General features: G+C 65.5%; 20 protein-coding genes and 1 riboswitch. Of the genes, 8 read left to right on the top strand and 12 right to left on the bottom strand.

Going from position 1 to position 18,367, the window contains the following annotated elements; genetic code table 11:
• Positions 1-219: 219 nt before the first annotated feature.
• The gene (gene astD, locus AR323_RS08695) at positions 220-1,665 is read left to right on the top strand and encodes a succinylglutamate-semialdehyde dehydrogenase (protein WP_083495315.1); all 1,446 of its coding nucleotides are present in this window, start codon (positions 220-222) and stop codon (positions 1,663-1,665) included.
• Here the strand turns inward: astD and AR323_RS08690 are convergent.
• Positions 1,662-2,363 (bottom strand): hypothetical protein, encoded by a 702-nt coding sequence (locus AR323_RS08690; RefSeq protein WP_057883556.1) that lies wholly within the window; start codon positions 2,361-2,363, stop codon positions 1,662-1,664. The genes astD and AR323_RS08690 overlap by 4 nt on opposite strands.
• Positions 2,364-2,495: 132 nt before the next feature.
• A complete protein-coding gene (locus AR323_RS08685; RefSeq protein WP_057883555.1) occupies positions 2,496-2,936 on the bottom strand; it encodes a glycine zipper 2TM domain-containing protein in 441 nt (146 codons plus the stop codon).
• A gap of 193 nt (positions 2,937-3,129) precedes the next feature.
• Between AR323_RS08685 and rarD the strand changes: the two genes are divergently transcribed.
• A complete protein-coding gene (gene rarD, locus AR323_RS08680) occupies positions 3,130-4,023 on the top strand; it encodes an EamA family transporter RarD (protein ID WP_057883554.1) in 894 nt (297 codons plus the stop codon).
• Here the strand turns inward: rarD and pyrC are convergent.
• Entirely contained in the window at positions 4,001-5,038 is a 1,038-nt protein-coding gene (pyrC, locus tag AR323_RS08675) for a dihydroorotase (RefSeq protein WP_057883553.1), read from the bottom strand. The two genes, rarD and pyrC, sit on opposite strands and share 23 nt — an antisense overlap.
• 38 nt (positions 5,039-5,076) lie before the next feature.
• Here pyrC and ygfZ point away from each other — a divergent pair, with 38 nt between their 5' ends.
• Positions 5,077-5,805: a CAF17-like 4Fe-4S cluster assembly/insertion protein YgfZ gene (gene ygfZ / locus AR323_RS08670; protein WP_057883552.1), complete on the top strand. Its 729-nt coding sequence runs from the start codon at positions 5,077-5,079 to the stop codon at positions 5,803-5,805.
• A gap of 477 nt (positions 5,806-6,282) precedes the next feature.
• Positions 6,283-7,053, top strand: coding sequence for a hypothetical protein (locus AR323_RS08660; protein ID WP_161808729.1), 771 nt, complete (start codon positions 6,283-6,285; stop codon positions 7,051-7,053).
• A 5-nt stretch (positions 7,054-7,058) separates the two neighbouring features.
• Here AR323_RS08660 and AR323_RS08655 read toward each other — a convergent pair whose 3' ends face one another.
• The gene (locus AR323_RS08655; protein ID WP_057883550.1) at positions 7,059-7,676 is read right to left on the bottom strand and encodes a dioxygenase family protein; all 618 of its coding nucleotides are present in this window, start codon (positions 7,674-7,676) and stop codon (positions 7,059-7,061) included.
• Between the two features lie 148 nt (positions 7,677-7,824).
• Between AR323_RS08655 and AR323_RS14970 the strand changes: the two genes are divergently transcribed.
• Both AR323_RS14970 and AR323_RS08650 read left to right on the top strand, forming a co-directional pair.
• Positions 7,825-7,962 (top strand): hypothetical protein, encoded by a 138-nt coding sequence (locus AR323_RS14970; RefSeq protein ID WP_164461518.1) that lies wholly within the window; start codon positions 7,825-7,827, stop codon positions 7,960-7,962.
• 33 nt (positions 7,963-7,995) lie between these two features.
• Entirely contained in the window at positions 7,996-8,484 is a 489-nt protein-coding gene (locus AR323_RS08650; protein WP_057883549.1) for a YaiI/YqxD family protein, read from the top strand.
• A gap of 51 nt (positions 8,485-8,535) precedes the next feature.
• On the opposite strand, the gene AR323_RS08645 is transcribed toward AR323_RS08650, so the two are convergent.
• The 8 genes from AR323_RS08645 to AR323_RS08620 all read right to left on the bottom strand — a co-directional run bounded on the left by AR323_RS08645 (position 8,536) and on the right by AR323_RS08620 (position 15,543).
• Complete coding sequence (locus AR323_RS08645; RefSeq protein ID WP_123321801.1) at positions 8,536-9,123, bottom strand: fasciclin domain-containing protein; 588 nt, start codon at positions 9,121-9,123, stop codon at positions 8,536-8,538.
• Positions 9,124-9,249: 126 nt separating this feature from the next.
• Positions 9,250-9,663, bottom strand: a complete 414-nt coding sequence (locus AR323_RS08640; RefSeq protein ID WP_152980320.1) for a hypothetical protein — start codon at positions 9,661-9,663, stop codon at positions 9,250-9,252.
• 366 nt (positions 9,664-10,029) lie between these two features.
• Positions 10,030-10,473 carry a DUF1801 domain-containing protein gene (locus AR323_RS08635; protein WP_057883546.1) on the bottom strand — a complete coding sequence of 148 codons (444 nt, stop codon included), beginning with the start codon at positions 10,471-10,473 and terminating at the stop codon, positions 10,030-10,032.
• A gap of 137 nt (positions 10,474-10,610) precedes the next feature.
• The gene (locus AR323_RS14965; RefSeq protein ID WP_164461517.1) at positions 10,611-10,769 is read right to left on the bottom strand and encodes a hypothetical protein; all 159 of its coding nucleotides are present in this window, start codon (positions 10,767-10,769) and stop codon (positions 10,611-10,613) included.
• Positions 10,769-12,631 (bottom strand): phosphomethylpyrimidine synthase ThiC, encoded by a 1,863-nt coding sequence (thiC, locus tag AR323_RS08630; RefSeq protein ID WP_057883545.1) that lies wholly within the window; start codon positions 12,629-12,631, stop codon positions 10,769-10,771. The genes AR323_RS14965 and thiC overlap by 1 nt, the downstream gene beginning before the upstream one ends.
• A gap of 36 nt (positions 12,632-12,667) precedes the next feature.
• Positions 12,668-12,775, bottom strand: a riboswitch (TPP riboswitch).
• Between the two features lie 27 nt (positions 12,776-12,802).
• Positions 12,803-13,453 carry an NAD(P)/FAD-dependent oxidoreductase gene (locus AR323_RS15140; RefSeq protein WP_235510508.1) on the bottom strand — a complete coding sequence of 217 codons (651 nt, stop codon included), beginning with the start codon at positions 13,451-13,453 and terminating at the stop codon, positions 12,803-12,805.
• Positions 13,387-14,619: a flavin-containing monooxygenase gene (locus AR323_RS08625; protein ID WP_235510507.1), complete on the bottom strand. Its 1,233-nt coding sequence runs from the start codon at positions 14,617-14,619 to the stop codon at positions 13,387-13,389. The genes AR323_RS15140 and AR323_RS08625 overlap by 67 nt, the downstream gene beginning before the upstream one ends.
• Before the next feature lie 75 nt (positions 14,620-14,694).
• Positions 14,695-15,543, bottom strand: coding sequence for a MipA/OmpV family protein (locus AR323_RS08620; RefSeq protein WP_057883544.1), 849 nt, complete (start codon positions 15,541-15,543; stop codon positions 14,695-14,697).
• Positions 15,544-15,644: 101 nt separating this feature from the next.
• On the opposite strand from AR323_RS08620, the gene crtY reads away from it, so the two are divergent.
• Positions 15,645-16,826, top strand: a complete 1,182-nt coding sequence (gene crtY / locus AR323_RS08615; protein WP_057883543.1) for a lycopene beta-cyclase CrtY — start codon at positions 15,645-15,647, stop codon at positions 16,824-16,826.
• Positions 16,826-18,364 (top strand): phytoene desaturase, encoded by a 1,539-nt coding sequence (locus AR323_RS08610; protein WP_057883542.1) that lies wholly within the window; start codon positions 16,826-16,828, stop codon positions 18,362-18,364. The genes crtY and AR323_RS08610 overlap by 1 nt, the downstream gene beginning before the upstream one ends.
• The last annotated feature ends 3 nt before the right edge of the window (positions 18,365-18,367 follow it).

Below are 18,367 nucleotides of genomic sequence, written 5' to 3'. Positions count from 1 at the left end.
GAATTTCTTGTAGTTTTCGGCGGGACGACTCCCGTCTTCGGTGCCGTTAATGAACCCTTACAACCTCACAACTCAAGCAGAGAATATTTTTAACCATTTTTTGATTTCAGAAAGAAACTTAATGTTGGAGTCGTGCTCTCCGATCGAACGATCGATCGTCTGGTGAATGGGCGGAAAGGCTCTTTGCTCCCACGCGACTAACGGTTACCAAGCCATCGCTTGACGACCTTGGACCTCATCTCATTCGAGCCCGCGACCGGCGCGGAACTCTGGCGCGGTACGGCGGGCGACGTCGATGCCGCGATCGAGCGCGCGCGGCGTGCGTGGCCGGAATGGGCGGCCAAGCCGCTCGCCACTCGGGTCGAGCTCGTTCGCAGATTTGCCAACGAGGTTCGCAAGTATCACGATGCGCTCGCCGAGTTGATCGCTCGCGAGACCGGCAAGCCGCTGTGGGAGGCCCGCACCGAGGTCGAATCCGTGGTCGCCAAGGTCGATATCTCGGTCAGCGCCTACGCCGAGCGGACCGGTCAGAAGAAATTCGACAGCGCACTCCAGGGCACCGCAGCCGTGCGGCACAAGCCGCATGGCGTGCTGGTGGTGCTGGGACCCTACAACTTCCCGGCCCACCTGCCCAACGGTCACATCGTTCCGGCGCTGATCGCGGGCAACACGGTGGTGTTCAAACCCAGCGAAAAGACACCCGCGGTGGGCGAGTTTCTGGTGAAGTGCCTGCACGATGCGGGCGTCCCGCCGGACGTCGCCCAGTGCTTGCAAGGCGGCATTGCGGAGGGACAGGCTCTCGTCGGCCACCGCGATATCGATGGCGTGCTCTTCACCGGCAGCGCGCAGGCGGGCATCGCGATCAACAAGCGGCTGGCGACCAATCCAGGCAAGATCGTTGCGCTCGAGATGGGCGGCAATAATCCGATCGTGGTGGTCGATACGCCCAAGATCACCGACGCCGCGACGCTCGTGATCCAGAGCGCATTCACGTCCGCCGGCCAGCGCTGCACGGCGGCCCGGCGGCTGATCGTCAAGGCGAGCATGTACGATGCGCTCGTTTCCGAGGTAAAGGCACTCGCCGACCGCATCATCTTTGCCGAACCGTTCGCCGATCCCGCGCCCTTCATGGGACCGGTGATCGACAACCAGTCCGCCGACCAGCTTTCGGAGAGCTTCCTCTATCTGCTGTCCAATGGCGGCAAGGCGATCAAGCACATGATGCGGCCCGACGGCGCGCTGCCGTTCCTGAGCCCCGGCATCATCGACGTGACCGGGATGAAGGATCGGCCGGACGTCGAACTGTTCGGACCGCTGTTGCAGGTCATCAAGGTGGACGACCTGGATCAGGCGATCGCAGAGGCGAACGATACACGATTCGGGCTGTCGGCCTCGCTGATCGGAGGCGCGCCGCAGGACTACAACCGGTTCTGGGCGAACGTCCGCGCCGGGATCGTCAACTGGAACCGGCCGACGAGCGGCGCGAGCAGTAAGGCGCCGTTCGGCGGGATCGGCCTTTCGGGAAACCACCGGCCATCCGCTTTTTACGCAGCGGACTATTGCGCCTATCCCGTGGCGAGCACCGAGATGGACCAGCCGCGAGCAACAATCGGAGCGGGATTTCGGGACGAACGCCGCAAGACCCCGCGCGTGGGCGACACCTAGCGCCCGATGGTGACCATGCGCACGACGGTCTGGTCCCCAACCCGGCGCGCGCGGACTTCGTAGGCCAGGGCGGCCGAGGCGCCGCGCAGAAGCAGATCGACGCCGGCCCTTGCATAGATCGGCTTCGGCCCGGCGCGGCGAGCGCGATCGGAATAGAACGCCAGCACGTCCGGCAGATCGACCGGTGTGACGAACGTCAGAACCCGAACGTCGCAGCCGGCGGATTGCGAACCCGAAGCAGCGGTCAAACCCGCGCGCGGATAGATCGGCATTTCGACTGGCATCCGCGCTGCCCAGATTGCCCCGCGCTGCAAGCTGGCACCACACGCGTCGCTGCCACCTGCAACAGCCAGTTGTTCGTCCGGCGCCGCCGTGAGGGGAAGCGCGTTCGCGGTGGCGCTCGGCTCGCCCAGGGGAACGAGTTTGTCCGACCCGCCGACGAGCGAAGCTGCCTCCTCGCGTGCGGCCTCGATCGCCTCGCGCGTAGGAGGAAGAAGCGGTAGCGACCTGTCGGTGATCACGGTGAGCGCCGCTCCCGCCTCGTTGAGGGTGGACAGATCCGGGTCGGTCAGAAGTGGATCGTCGAGCGCCTGCGCCACCTGCGGATCGCGTTGCGGCACGGAATCCTCCGGCTCGCCGCCGCCACCACAGGCCGAAAGAAGAATGGCTGCCAGCGCAATCGGAACCGAGCGGATCATGCGCCAAGCACTAGCGGGACGCGACCTGCAACGGAAGAAGGCGCCCCCCACCGAAGTGAAGAGCGCCTTCCGCGACCCCCATAGGGTTCGCGCTTGCGATCGTGGGTGGGCACGATCGCCAAGTCTGTTGAATCAGCGGCAGCGGCTGCCGCTGATTCCCTTCTGAACCTCGCGGCCGAGGAGGGCACCGCCCGCCGCACCCAGGATCGCGCCGAGGGTTCGGTCGCCGGAGCCGGCGATCTCGCGGCCTAGCAGGGCTCCGCCCGCAGCGCCGATCACCAGACCAGTCGTGCCGTTGGACTTGCGGCAGTAATAGCGGTTGTCGTCACCGCGCCAGACGCGGGTGTTCGAGTTGATCGGATCGCCGTAATAGCTCTGCTGCGAGCCGTAATAGCGGCTGTCGTATCCGCGGTGCTTGCGCTTGTGATTGTGGTTGACCGACTGGTCGCCCCACACGGCGCTGTTCTGATAGGCGGCGCTGTGCGCGGCGGGTGCGGCCGCAGCCGGAGCGGCGAGCGCCAGACCCGGCACGGCAAGGGCCAGCGCAGCGATCTTCAGGGGGCTCTTGTTCATCGTTCAGTTCCTTTGCATGTCCAGCGACCGAGAGGCTGAGTGGGCCACCCCATCTGTCACGTTCATAAATAGAGGTCCGTAGCTGAACGAATGGCAACGGCGCTTTCAGGAACGAACTTTTTTCGAAAAGGCGAAAAGGACCGCATTTCCCTGCCTTGCGGTGCTCTGCGAGCGGGCCTAGGCGGGCGACAAGATGAACGAAGCGCCCCGCCCGAAGGCCGATGGCCTGCCCCAGGCGCTCGGCGCGTACTTCATCTGGGGCTTTCTTCCGCTCTACCTGATTCTCGTTGCCGCGGTCCCGCCGGTGGAGTTCGTCGCCTGGCGCATCGTCTGGACGCTCCCTTTGTGCCTGGCGATCGCCGCCTACCGCCGCCAGATCGGCGAGATCGTGACCGCCCTGCGCAATCCCCGCGTTCTCGGATGGCTGGCCGTCAGCGCCGCGCTGATCGCAATCAACTGGCTGGTCTATATCTGGGCAATCCAGGCTGGTGAGGTCTTTGCCGCGAGCCTGGGATACTACATCAACCCGTTGGTCAACGTTCTCCTCGGCACGATGCTGCTGGGGGAACGCCTGACCCGCCGCCAGTGGATCGCCGTGGGCCTTGCGGGAATCGGGATCGCGATACTCCTGGGCGGAGCGCTGACGACGCTTTGGATCAGCCTGACGCTGGCCCTGTCGTTCGGCACCTACGGGTTGGTGCGCAAGCGCGTACCGGTGGGCGCGTTGCCGGGGCTGACGATCGAATCGATCATTCTTCTGGTGCCTGCCCTGGGCATCGTGGGCTGGTATGCCGCCACGCCTGCCGGACCGGCATTTGGGCAGGACCTCGGCCTCAGCGCCGCGATCGTGCTGGGCGGCGTGGTGACTGCCATACCGTTGTGGCTCTTTGCGGAAGCTGCGCGGCGAATGGACTATTCGGTACTGGGCTTCATCCAGTTCCTCGCCCCGACGATCGTCTTCGTGCTGGGTCTGACCGTCTTCGGAGAACCGCTTCTCCCCGCCGAGCTGGCCTCATTCGTGATGATCTGGGCCGCGATCGCCGTTTTCGTTTGGGATCTGTGGTCTAGGCGCTCAGCCGCCAGCTGAGCTTCTCGCCCGCGTGGAACGGGACAACGGACGTGCCCCCGATGTCGAGCGTTTCGGAAACGTCGACCGACACGCGCTCCAGCGTCACGGTATCTTCGTTCACCGGCAGTCCGTAGAACGCAGGACCGGCTAGCGAGGCGAACTGTTCGAAGCTGCCCAACGCGCCCTCCTCCTCGAAAGCCTGCACGTAGCTTTCGAGCGCGAATGGCGCGTTGAAGATGCCCGCGCACCCGCACGCGCTCTCCTTCGCCTCCTTGGCATGGGGCGCGCTGTCGGTGCCCAGGAAGAACCGCCCCGAGCCCGAGGTGGCGGCCTTGCGCAGCGCGAGGCGGTGCTGCTCGCGCTTGGCGACGGGCAGGCAGTAGGCGTGGGGACGCATCCCGCCCGCAAACATCGCGTTGCGGTTGATATGGAGATGCTGCGGGGTGATCGTTCCGGCCACGTTCCGGCCCGCACCTTCGACAAACGCGACGCCCTCGCTGGTGGTTATGTGTTCCAGCACGACCTTGAGGCCGGGAAACTCCTGGACGATGCGTGTCAGGTGGCGGTCGATGAACACCGCCTCGCGGTCGAACACGTCGACGTCGCTCGCGGTGACCTCGCCGTGGACGCACAGCACGAGACCGGAATTTTCCATCGCGGCGAAGACCCCGGACAGCTTGTCGATGTCGGTCACCCCATGTGCGGAATTGGTGGTCGCGTTCGCCGGGTAGAGCTTGGCCGCCGTCAACACCCCCTCGGCCTTCCCGCGGGCCAGGTCTGCGCCGTCTGTCGCATCGGTGAGGTACGCCGTCATCAGCGGTTCGAAAGCGACCCCTGCCGGAACCGCCGCCCGAATGCGCTCGCGATAGACGCGAGCCGCTTCGGTCGTGGTCACCGGAGGCGACAGGTTCGGCATCACGATCGCGCGCGCAAACTGCCGAGCGGTATAAGGAACCACGCCGCGCATCATCTCGTCGTCGCGCAGGTGAACGTGCCAGTCGTCGGGTCGGCGGATCGTCAGGGATTCGGTCATCGCTTCCCCTTAGGCGCGGCGGTCCCTATCTGCCAGCCATGCCCGCCACTCACCTGACCGAACGCGCGATCGTTCGCGTGACCCCCCAGGCCGACGACGAAAGCGCGTCTGCCTTCCTGCAAGGTCTCCTGACGAACGACGTCGCCGGCCCGCTTCCCGCATACGCCGCGCTGCTGAGCGCGCAGGGCAAGACGATGTTCGACTTGATCGTCTGGCCCGGCGGTCCACGCGAATTGCTCCTCGATTGCGAAACAGCCCTTGCCGACGATCTCGTCAAGCGGTTGTCGCTCTATCGCCTGCGTCGCAAGCTGGCGATTGCGCGCGACGATGCGGTCGCGGTGCACTGGTCGCAGGATGCCAATGAGGGCGCCTCGCCGGACCCGAGGCTACCCGGTCTGGGCTACCGCTGGCTTGCACCCTTCGACGCGGGAGACCTTCCTGCCGACGACGTGTGGCGCGCCTACCGCCTATCCCATGGAGTACCCGAAGGTCATGGCGAGCTTGGCGAAATCCTGTGGCTCGAAACCAACGCGGTCGAGCTGAACGGCGTCAGCTTCACCAAGGGATGCTATGTCGGGCAGGAAAACACTGCGCGCATGAACTGGCGATCGAAGGTCAACCGCCGCCTCGTGGTCGTGCCGATTGCTAGATCGGACCCGCAGAGGCAGCGCGCAGCATATCCGGAACTTGGGGTGGCCGTCGATCACTTGCGGATCGACGCTATCGATCCGGCAATTGCCCCCGCATGGCTTGAAACGAGTGCCTGAAAAAGATTGGGGCGACCCCGCTCGATAGAAGGGCCGCCCCTCTCGCTTGCGACCTCGCGAGATGTGAACGACCGGCTCGAACGAACCGGCTAGTTCACTCCACAAAACGTTGCGGCCCAACAGCGGGTTCCGTTTATCGGCGGTTCAGACAGAGGCTAACCGCTTGAAAAACCGCGTCTTGGCAATTCGCGGAACCGGATGAAATGCGGCCGTCCTGCGATGAACGGAACGCAAATTTAGGGGTTCGTTGGGCCGGAAAAGGGCTGGCGATCAGTCCACGCGCATCCGCTCTGCTGACCGCCGTTGACCTCTAGAGTGGCTACAAGTGGATAGGTCCGGTCGCTCATGCCGTCGGAGCATTCGCCCGGGGTTATCGCGAGCGCGAACCGCTTGCCTTCATAAGTGCCCGTCCACGAGAGGCCTCCTCGCCCGGCGAACCGCTCAACGGAGATCGGGGTACCGTCAGGAATTTCCGGCGTGCTGAAGGTCAACTCGCTGCCGCTGACCTGCCCACCCCAGAACGGTTCGGTTCCCGTGAACCGTACGACCTCTTCCGCCCCAATCTCCGCAAACGGCATCGAATCGTCGCTGTCGCCCGGCAGATTTCCGGAGACCGAGTTCCCGCTGCAAGCAGCCAGCATCAGCAATCCCACGATCGCAGGATGCAACTTGTTGATCCGACTGGAGTCGGACGAGAAACGGGCCTGGGCGAACTTTGGAACAGTTTTCATGGTTCGCGCATTATCCGAGGCGAAAGCATTCTTCAATTTCGGAGCGACAGCCATGAAGGCAACGCCCTTGTTTCTGGGCGCGTGCGTGATTGCGTCCATCGCCGGAGCGGTCGGCGGCGCAACTACCAACACGACACCCATATTGAACGGCGGCATCGGCAGCGATTTACTCCCCGAGCGCTCGATTGCGTTCGATCCGAGCGACAGCGGCTTACCCAACGTCGCTGCTCCGGATCACTATGCGATGGTGACGCCGGCCGGACGAATAGAAGTGGCAGAACTGTCGACGCGGGGGCTTTATGCCCAGCGGCGTTTCGGTTGGGATGAGCCCGAGTATGTGTCCGAAGCCGCACCGGAATATTTCGACGAACCAGTGGAAGAAATTCAGCAGCCGGCGCCGGCAATCACCGCGCATCCAGTTGCCGATCAGGTCCAACCTCTCGACCTCACCGAACCGGCGGGAGCAAGCGGACCGCGCATAATCGACGTTGCCGCGGAACTTGCGGCGGCGGGCTGACCGGCTCAGCCTTCGAGTAGGACGATGTCCCAACTGTAGCGATGGTCGCCTTGCGCGCTAGCGACCGACGTAGGTGCGCCATCACCCAACGACTTGAACAAGCTGTCCCGGCCGTTCGCTTCGGCGTCCTCCGGAAAATACATCTGGTAGATTCCGCGAAAATCCCTTCCCTGCACGTCGAGGTGGATGTGCGGGGGGCGTTCGCCGATCGGACTTGCATAACTGCCGGGTTTCACCGTCAGGATCTTCCAGCTGCCATCCGCGCCGCTCCGGATCGAAGCGAAACCCTGGAAATTGGGATCGAGCGGCATGACCGCCGGGTCCTGCGGATGGGCATAGCGTCCTGCGGCGTTCGCTTGCCACAAGTCCAGCTTCGCGCCGGACACCGGTTTGCCGGACTTGTCGAGCACCCGCCCCATGACCTCGATCACCTGACCCTTCGCCCGCCCAGCACCGCCAGCGACGCGGGTCAGGTCGGCATCGGTTTCGCCGCGATGCGAGACCGGAAAGAACGGTCCCATGTCGGACGTGGCGGTCAGGCTCTGCGCCAACGCCCGCCCTCCGAGCGCCGCGCCGGCCAGCGTGCCGACGGCAAAAGTCCTGCGTGATACGATCGTGACCATGACGGCGTCCCTCCCCCAGAGGGCGACCCGCACCGAAAGGATTACGCCCGCTCGGGGCCCGAGTCCATAACGCCAGATAGTATGCGCCGTTCGCGGCGATTGGGGGTAGGATCGCGGCGGGGCCTTTCGCCCCCGATTGGAACCGATCATGGCCAAGGGCCAACGCAAGTCGAACAAGGAAGTCCGCAAACCCAAGGCGGAAAAAGCGCCCAAGCAGAACGCCAGTCAGCCCAGCCTCAAGCCGGGTGGCATCAAGGGGCTGGAGAACATGAAGAACGCAAACTAGCCAGACGCGCCGGCCCGGGTCTATTGGCCCCCGATGGAATCCGCCCCGCCGCCCCCGACTCCGAGCTCCGTACCCGTCGTGTTCGTCGATGCCGACGCGTGCCCGGTGAAGGAGGAAATCTACCGTGTCGCGGGCCGATACGGAGCGCAGGTCTTTGTCGTCAGCAACGCGCCGTTTCGGGTGCCGGATCGCCCGTCGATCAAGCGGGTCCTGGTGGGCGACGCGTTCGACGCTGCGGACGACTGGATCGCGGAGCGGGCCGCACCCGGCAGCGTGCTAATCACCGGCGACATCCTGCTGGCGGATCGCTGTCTCAAGGCCGGAGCGCAAGTGGTCGCGCACAACGGGCGACCGTTCGACCTGGCGAGCATCGGAAGTGCGATCGCCACGCGGGCGATCATGGCCGATCTGCGCGCAGGAATGGACGGACCGGGAGGCGGTCCAGCGCCGTTTTCCGCCGCCGACCGTTCGCGCTTTCTCCAGTCGCTCGACCGGATACTGGGTGCGCTCGCCCGCAAATGAGCGACAGGGCGGACCCGGAAAGCCGGACCCGCCCTGCCATTTCAACCCAAGTTACGAGGGCATCAGTACCGTGTCGATGACGTGGATCACGCCGTTCGAGGCGTCGATGTCCGTCTGCGTGACGGTGGCGACGTTGCCTGCGGCGTCGGTGAGCGTGACCCGTCCGCCTTCCGACTTCGCGGTGAGGACCGCACCGTTGACGGTCGTGAGCTTGGCGCCCTCTGCACCGGCGGCGGTGATCGCCTCGGTCAGCGCGGCGGCGAGCGTTTCACCTTCGACAACGTGGTAGGTCAGGATACCGGTCAGGTCTTCCTTGCCGGCCGGGCTCATCAGCGTGTCGCGGGTGGCCTGGGGGACCTTCTCGAACGCGGCGTTGGTCGGCGCGAACACGGTGTAGGGGCCGGCGCCCGAGAGCGTCGTGCCGAGGTCGGCGGCGGTCACGGCCGATACGAGCGTCGAGAAATCGGGGTTGCCCTGGGCAACTTCGACCACGGTACCGGCGGTGGCAGCGGCGTTCGCCTCGTCCATGGCGGTGGTTTCGGCCATGGCATCGGTTTCGGCGGCTTCCTCAGGCGCCTGACTGCAGGCGGCGAGCGCGAGGGCGCCGGCCGAGGCGAGCGCGATTGCGAGCTTGTTCATATCCATCTTCCCTTGAAGTGTTCATCGAGCGACCGTGCGGGACGAAATCCCGCGTGTCGGCGACAGATACGCACGAGCCGACCAAAGGGATGCGCGAAGCTCGAAAAAAATAGATACCTAGCAAGGTCAATCGCTGCAGCCTGCCACAAAATCGCGCGTCATCTCGGTGGAAACGGGCGGAAGCGGGCCAACGTTCTGCGAGCCGTAGTTGACCGACAGTCCCGTATCGCCGGTCAGGATCGCGGCCAGTTCGGACGGTACCGGCCCCTCACCGCTCACGCCGCCGCGCAACGTGTCGCCGGACGGATCGGCGACCAGTGTGACGACCGTAGCGCCGGAGCCGAACGTCATCCGCTCCTCGCTGCCGATCGGGCGGAAAGCGTTCACGTTGACCAGAAGCCCCCCGCCGGATGGGCAGAACAGGTGGACGCGAGCCGGTTCGCCCTCGGTCACTCCGAAGAACAGCCCGTCGCCCTCTCCGCTGGACACCATTTCCCAGCTACCCGAGGGGACAGCCGTGCCGGCATCGGTTCGGGGCATCGACGGAGGCCGACCGGAGTTCTCGGGGCCTGCGACAGGCGACGGGGAAACGTCCTGCAAGGGAGCTTCGACAGGCTCCGGAGAGCAGGCGATCAGAGATAGCGCCGTAGCGATCATCGCGAAATTTCGGATCATGACCGATACAGCGTCCGCCGGACCGGGGCGTTCCCGGCCGCTGCATTCCCGGCCGCTGCATGAGGGTGTGCTGCCCGAGAGCATGTCACAGTTGTCACACTGTCCAGAGGGGTTCGTGTCTCCTTGCGCGTCGAAACGTCACCTTGTGGAGCGACCTCGTCACCTTGCACCGAACGATTAAAGAAAGAACTGTAGTCGGCGGAGGACAGGGCCGCCTGAGGCGACGCGGTCTTACATCTTCTCGCCCGGCAACTTGGCTGCTTGACGCACCCATTGCGCGAACGTGCCTTGCGCAATGTCCCTTTGGAGATCGGCCTCGGTGACGTGGTAGTAGCGCATCCCGCCGTGCTTTGATGGCTCGGGCGGCGGGGGTGAGAGAACGTCGCCGCGGTTGAAGCCGACCTTCACGTAGTTGGTAAAGCAGTGAAAGCTGCAGAAGAAATGATCGCGACTTTCCGCATCGGGAGCGGAGTACATAGGCGTATTCCACTTCACCGCTTTCAGGACACCGGGAACCTCGCGCGCGATCACCTCGTCGATTTTGCGGCAGGCGGCATTCTTCCACCCGCCTGACCCGGCATCAGGCACCGCATCGAGGAAAGCGGCGACATGCTCGTCGCCGTATCCCTTCGGGATTTGCGGGTTGTCGCCGGACAGGAGCCTGGACTCGGCCATTCGCGCATTCTCCGCACAATGCAGAGTCGGGTCAACTCTGCGAGGGCCACGTGTGTGGTTTGGGGCTACTAGCGATACCGTTGGCGGGCGGCATCTTCGCTTGGCTCTCGCAGGCGCGGAGGTATCCGTTGTGCTCCTCAGCCGCCCCCCTGCTTCGCCTTGTGCTCAACCAGCAGCCGGTCGATCTCGGCGATGCGCTGGCGTTCGGGGGTGTGGATCGCCAGTCCCTTGAGCCGGCAGGCGGCCCAGAGGGACTTGCGTTCGGATTCGAGCTTCTTTCGGTAGAGGTCGGCCATCAGTCGTGTTCCCTGTCGCCTTGCCCGATGTACAGCTCGCGTCCGCCTTCGTTGTAGACGCGGCTCATCTCGTCCATCCCTGCCTCCGCATCCGCCACCGGCGCGGTCGCCGCGAGGTAGCTTTCCGAGTTCTGCTTCGCCGCGAAATCCCGCACTTCCTGCGTGATCTTCATTGAGCAGAACTTGGGTCCGCACATCGAGCAGAAGTGCGCGGTCTTGGCGCCTTCGGCCGGGAGGGTCTGGTCGTGGTATTGCTCGGCGGTGTCGGGGTCGAGCGACAGGTTGAACTGGTCGCGCCAGCGGAATTCGAAGCGGGCGCGGCTCAGCGCGTCGTCGCGGATCTTGGCGGCCGGGTGGCCCTTGGCGAGGTCGGCGGCGTGGGCGGCGAGCTTGTAGGTCACCACGCCCACCTTGACATCGTCGCGGTCGGGCAGGCCGAGGTGCTCCTTGGGCGTGACGTAGCACAGCATCGCGGTGCCGAACCAGCCGATCATCGCGGCGCCGATGCCGCTGGTGATGTGGTCGTATCCCGGCGCGATGTCCGTCACGAGCGGCCCGAGGGTGTAGAACGGCGCCTCGCCGCAGGCCGCGAGCTGCTTGTCCATGTTCTCCTTGATCTTGTGCATCGGCACGTGGCCGGGGCCCTCGATCATCACCTGCACGTCCTGCGCCCAGGCGCGCTTCGTCAACTCGCCCAGCGTGTAGAGCTCGGCGAACTGCGCCTCGTCGTTGGCGTCGGCGATGGAGCCGGGGCGCAGGCCGTCGCCGAGCGAATAGGCGATGTCGTAGGCCTTCATGATCTCGGTGATCTCGTCGAAGCGCTCGTAGAGGAAGCTCTCCTTGTGGTGCGCGAGGCACCATTTCGCCATAATCGAGCCGCCGCGGCTGACGATGCCGGTGACGCGCTTGGCGGTCATCGGCACGTAAGGCAGGCGCACGCCGGCGTGGATGGTGAAATAGTCGACGCCCTGCTCGGCCTGTTCGATCAGCGTGTCGCGGAAGATCTCCCACGTCAGGTCCTCGGCAATGCCGCCGACCTTTTCCAGCGCCTGGTAGATCGGCACGGTGCCGATGGGGACCGGGCTGTTGCGGATGATCCATTCGCGGGTGTCGTGGATGTTGCGCCCGGTGCTGAGGTCCATGACCGTGTCCGCGCCCCAACGGATCGACCAGACCATCTTGTCGACTTCGTTCGCCACGTCGGATGCGACTGCCGAATTGCCGATGTTGGCGTTGATCTTGACCAGGAAGTTGCGGCCGATCGCCATCGGCTCGCATTCGGGATGGTTGACGTTGGAGGGGATGATTGCCCTGCCCCGCGCAACCTCGTCGCGGACGAATTCGGGGGTAACGTAGTCGGGGATCGATGCGCCCCAGTCCTGCCCGTCGCGGGTGTGGGCGATCTGCGCACGGCCGAGGTTCTCGCGCTCGGCGACGTACTCCATCTCGGGCGTGATGATGCCCCGGCGGGCGTAGTGCATCTGGCTGAGGTTCGCGCCGGGTTTCGCGCGCAGCACCGTCTTGCGGACGTTCGGAAACGCCGGAACGCCGCCCGAACGGTCGGGGCCGAGCTGGCCGTTGTCTTCCGGCTTCACTTCGCGCGCGGCGTATTCCTCGACGTCTCCGCGGGCGAGCTGCCACTCGCGGCGTAGCTGGGGCAGGCCTGTGCGAATGTCGATCTGCGCTGCAGGGTCGGTGTAGGGACCGCTAGTGTCGTAGACGCGCACCGGAACCTCGCCGCTCGACGGCTCCAGATGGATCTCGCGCATCGCCACCTTGAAGGGCCCGACGTGGACCTTGCGGCTGCCGCGGATCGGGCCGGTGGTCACACCGATGTCAAAGGTGGAATTGATGTCGGCCATGATGCGCGAGGTCCTTCTGACAGGACGGACGGAGAGCGCTGGCTTCGCGACCCTCCCTCCGCCCGTGCTAACGGGTTCAGGTTCGACGGGTCGCAGGGTGCGAAACCTGCCTCTCAGCGCACGCGCGCTCCCCGGGGATGCGCTCAGGATAGGCGCGCCGGGGCGGACTGTCTAGCCGAACGCCAGCCCCGCGAACTCGCCCGATGCGCGCCAGGCTTCGATGTGCCGGAAATACCCCATAGCGCCGGCCGGATGCCCTGCTGCGAAGCGCGTCTGGTCGCCGTAGCCCTGGCCTTCGTTGTTGTAATAGCCCGGCGTACATTCGATTCCGCCGATCGCGCGGCCCGGCGCGGTGGCGATGAGATCGACCCACGCCTGCTCGGCCTCCGCCGTCGGTTCTACGGTGGCGGCAGAGCGCCGTTCCGCCTCGGCCACGACCGCGGCGATCGTGTCGGCATGATCGACGATGTTGTGCGGCACGTTGGCGATCAGGTTGGCCGCCTGGGTGGGCTGAACCATGAAGGCATTGGGGAAGCCGTGGATGTGCAGGCCGTGCAGCGTGCGCATGCCGTCCTCCCAGTATTCGGACAGCTCGCGGCCGTCGCGCCCGGTCACCTCGAACCCGGCGCGGGCCGTGTACTCGCTGCCCACTTCGAAGCCCGATGCATAGACGATGCAATCGACCGGGTATTCGATGCTCCCGGCAACGACCCCGTCAGACGTGATCCGCTCCACGCCCTTTCCGTCGGTGTCGATCAGGCGGACGCCCGGCTCGTTGAAGGCCTGCAGATATTCGTCGTGAAAGCAGGGCCGCTTGCACAACTGGCGATACCACGCCTTGAGGTTATGCCTCGCCTCCGGGTCGTTGACGACACGCTCGGCCCGCTGGCGGATTTCCTCCATCTTCTGGTGGTCGGCATCCTCGAATGCGGCGAGGATGTTTTCCGGCGTGCGCTGGTCGCGGGAAGTGCAAGGATCTCGTTGCGGATGCGCTTGCCGAGATCGGTCCAGCCATCCTGCACCCAGTCCTCGCCCGCAAAGCCGCCTGCCAGATTGCCGACGAAGTTTTCCAGCCAGGCCTTCTGCCATCCGGGCCGGGCAACATCGGCGAACCAGTCCGGATCGATCGGCGCGTTGTCACGCACGTCGACCGACGAAGGCGTGCGCTGAAAGACGAGCAGTTCATGCGCCGCGCGCGCAAGATGCGGAACGCACTGGACCGCGGTGGCGCCCGTCCCGATGATCGCTACGCGCTTGTCCGCAAGGCCGGACATCGGCGCGCCCTCGGGGCTTCCGCCGGTGTAGGCGTAATCCCAGCGCGAGGTGTGGAAGGTCTTGCCCTGAAAGCTTTCGATCCCGGGCAAGCCGGGCAGCTTGGCGACGTGCAGCGGCCCGGTGCCCATGCCCAGATACTTGGCCGTGAAGGCATCCCCGCGATCGGTGGCGATGCGCCAGACCGCTGCACCCTCGTCCCAGACGACGTCGGTCACCTGGGTGTGGAACAATGCCTTCTCGTACAGGCCGAACTGCCGCCCGATGCGCGCGCAATGTTCGCGGATTTCGGGCGCGTGCGCGTATTTCTCGGTCGGCATGTGCCCGGTTTCTTCGAGCAGGGGCATGTAGATCATGCTCGCGGTGTCGCATTGCGCGCCCGGATAGCGGTTCCAGTACCAGGTGCCGCCGAAATCGCCGCCCTTCTCGACGATGCGATAATCCTCGATCCCCGCAGCCTTGAGCCGCGCGCCGACCACCAGCCCCGCAAAGCCTCCGCCGATGAACGCGAACGTCACGTGATCGGTTACCGGCGCGCGTTCCTCGACCGGCAAGTAAGGATCGACCGCCAGGTCGGCAAATTCGCTTTCGAGCCTGCGGTATTGCGCCGAACCGTCTGCACGAAGGCGTTTATCCCGCTCCTCCGCATACTTCCTGCGCAGCGCGTCCCTGTCGATTTCAGGGACGACGGACGTAGTGGCGACGTGCTGGCTCATGGCGTTCCTTCAGCCGCCCTGAATGGGCGGTATGCCGAAAATGAGGCAATCGGAAGGTCGGCGCAAGTGTCCGCGTCAGAACGTGTAGCCCACTCCCAACGCGCCGAACCACTGACCGGTGCTGCCCCTGATCGACGTGTAAGGCGTCTGCTTCGCATCGCCGAGCATCCGCGAATGCCCGCCGATCAGGACCGCCGACAGGCCGCCGTTGGTGAGATCGCCGTCGAAGTCGAACGCCAGCAGCATGGTGGCCCCGGCCTTGGTCCAGCCGCTATCGGCGGCGAACTGCGGCAACCCGCTGGCTGCACTCTGGGTGGGAGACACCGAGTAATAGTAGTCGGCGAAATCGTCGTCGGCATGCTCCGCCGATAGCGACAGCGACGCGGCCATACCCCGGCTGAGCGGGGTGAAATAGGTCACGCTGGGCGTCAGCGTGCGTCCGCTATGCGCGCCGGCCACGTCCCACAGCGCGTCCACGCCTACCGACAGCGAATCATAGGGATTGAGGACCTTGGGAAACGAAAGGCCGGCAGCGGCGCCCACCTCGATCGCGGTATCGAGCTTGCCCGCAGCTTCCACCACCGGATCCTTGATCTGGCGCGCCCGGTTGCTGCGCACCCGCATCGTGGGGCCGAGCGCGAAGCCCATGCCGCCGTCTGCATCGGGAGTGAAATCGAGCGCGAGGCCGGCGGGACGCGGCTGAATGCTGATCCCGGCCACCTTCCCCTGGATGATGGGCGCGGGGAACACCGCATATTCGTCCGACCCGTCGTAGCTGGGGCCAAGGCCGACCCCGACGCCCAGGCTTACCCAGGTGTCGTCATAGACCGTATCGGCCGGCGGTCCCTCCTGAGCGAAGGCGGGCAATGGCGCGAGCGAAGCGGCAAGCACTATGGCGGGCAAGGCGACTGATGCGAATTTCATGAAGATTTTCCCCGAGTTCCCCCGCACAACCGCCGATCGCCGGGCACGTTCCGGGCAAGACGATTGCCGAGGAGGCGTTTGGTGCTTAGGGCATCGCGGCAATGAGCGGGCGCAGCATCGATGTGGCGATTGTCGGCGGCGGCCTTGCTGGCGGGCTGACCGCGCTCGCGCTGCGCCGCGCCCGACCCGATGTGTTGGTCGGCCTGTTCGAGGCGGGCGAAACGCTTGGCGGCAATCACCGCTGGAGCTGGTTCGACAGCGACCTCGACGAAGCCGGTCATGCCCTGCTCGCCCCGTTCAAACCGATCGGGTGGGATGGCTACGAGGTCCGCTTTCCTGCGCACCGCCGGACGCTTGCGGCGCGATACAATTCGCTGGCCAGTCGCGATTTCGATGACGCCCTGCGACGCACGCTGGGACAGGACACCATTCGCACCGGCACGCCGGTCGCGTCGCTCGAGCGGGATGCGATCGTCATCGCCGACGGCACGCGCATCGAAGCCGGCGCGGTGATCGACTGCCGCGACGCGGCGCCCGACGCGAACCTGCGCGGCGGCTGGCAGGTCTTCATGGGCTCGCACCTGCGCACCGATGGCCCACACGGGCTGAAACGACCGATGGTGATGGATGCCGACGTCACCCAGCACGGTGCGTATCGCTTCGTCTATGTCCTGCCGCTGGGCCCGGACGAGCTATTCGTCGAGGACACCTACTACGCCGACGATCCCGATCTCGACGGGCCCGCGCTTGCCGGACGGATCGAACGCTATTGCGATCAACACGGCTGGTCGGGGAAAGTCATCGGCGGAGAGACCGGCGTTTTGCCGGTCATCACCGGCGGCGACTTCCGCGCCTGGCAGGACGCGCATGCCATTTCCGGCGTCGCACGCGCCGGGGCGGGTGGCGGGTTCGTGCATCCGCTGACCAGTTACACGCTGCCCTTCGCGGTCGAGAACGCGCTGGCCATCGCCGCCTCGCCCGACCTGTCCGGCGGGCACCTTGCCGCCATGCTCGCGGCGCGCGGCGAACGGCACTGGCAGGCGACGCGCTTCTATCGCGACCTTGGCCGGATGCTGTTCGACGCCGCCGAGCCGGATGCACGGTACCGCATCTTCCAGCGCTTCTACCGCCTGCCCGAAGGGCTGATCGAGCGGTTCTATTCCGCCAGGACGACCTTTGCGGACAAGGCTCGCATCCTTTGCGGCAAGCCCCCCGTATCTATACCGCGCGCCTTGCTGGCCCTGGCCGGCAAGGGCAACCGACTGTCCCCGAAAGGCACCTGATGGCGACCTCAGCTTACGCAGCGACCGACACCGCCGCCTCAACTCCACGCATAGAAGGCCGCACCGCCTGCGTCATCGGCGCAGGCTTCGGCGGGCTCGCGCTCGCCATCAGGCTCCAGTCGGCGGGCGTCCAGACGACCCTCGTCGAAGCGCGCGACAAGCCCGGCGGGCGCGGATACTACTGGGAGCGCGACGGCTTCACGTTCGACGCGGGTCCGACCGTGATCACCGATCCCGACTGCCTGAAGGAACTGTGGGCCCTGTCCGGCCATGACATCGCCGAGGACGTCGAACTGATGCCGGTCATGCCGTTCTACCGGCTCAACTGGCCCGACGGCACGAACTTCGACTATTCGAACGACGACGCCTCGCTGCGCGCTGAGATTGAGCGCGTCGCACCGGGCGACCTGGCCGGATACGAGGATTTCCTGCGCTATTCGGCCGGGGTGTTCGAAGAAGGCTACGTCAAGCTCGGCAACAAGCCGTTCCTCGACTTTGCCAGCATGATCAGGGCGGCCCCCGCGCTCGCCAAGTACCAGGCGTGGCGCAGCGTCTATTCGATGGTCTCGAGCTACGTGAAGAGCGAGAAGCTGCGCGAGGCGCTGAGCTTCCACACGCTGCTCGTCGGCGGCAACCCGATGACCACCAGCGCGATCTATGCCCTGATCCACAAGCTGGAAAAGGACGGCGGCGTCTGGTGGGCGCGCGGCGGAACCAACCGGCTGGTCGCCGCGATGGTCCGCCATTTCGAACGGCTCGGCGGCACGGTACGGATGCACGATCCGGTAGTGCAGGTGCACACGATCGGCACCTTCGCAACCGAGGTCGAGACCCAGAGCGGCTGGCGCGAGCGGTTCCACGCCGTCGCCAGCAATGCCGACATCATGCACTCGTACCGCGACCTGCTGGGCCGGACCAAGCGCGGCGCCGACCAGGCGAAAAGCCTCGGCCGCAAGCGCTTCAGCCCGTCGCTGTTCGTCGTGCACTTCGGGCTCGAGGGGACATGGCCGGGCATCCCGCACCACGCGATCCTGTTTGGGCCGCGGTACAAGGGACTGCTCGACGATATCTACGAGCATGGCGTGCTGCCGCAGGACTTCTCGATCTATCTCCACCACCCGACGGTCACCGACCCGAGCATGGCTCCGCCGGGCAAGAGCACGTTCTACGCGCTGGTACCGGTCGCCCACATGGGCAAGCTGGCGGTGGACTGGGAGCAGATCGGCCCGATGCTGGAAAAGCGCATCCTCGACGAAGTCGGCCGCCGCCTGATCCCCGACATCCACGAACGGATCGTGACCAAGTTCCACTACGCCCCGCGCGACTTCGCGATGGACCTCAACGCCCACATGGGCAGCGCGTTTTCGCTCGAGCCGATCCTGACGCAAAGCGCCTGGTTCCGCGGCCACAACCGCGACGACGTGATCCGGAACTTCTACCTCGTCGGCGCGGGCACGCACCCGGGCGCGGGCATTCCCGGCGTGGTGGGCAGCGCCAAGGCGACAGCGGGGTTGATGCTGGAGGACCTGGCGAAGTGAGTT

Origin of the sequence: Tsuneonella troitsensis (genome assembly GCF_001441535.1) — a bacterium.
In the GTDB taxonomy this organism is placed as follows: Bacteria; Pseudomonadota; Alphaproteobacteria; order Sphingomonadales; family Sphingomonadaceae; genus Tsuneonella; species Tsuneonella troitsensis.
The sequence above is the reverse complement of the archived record's forward strand: the minus strand, read 5'-3'. Positions and strand labels throughout refer to the sequence as shown.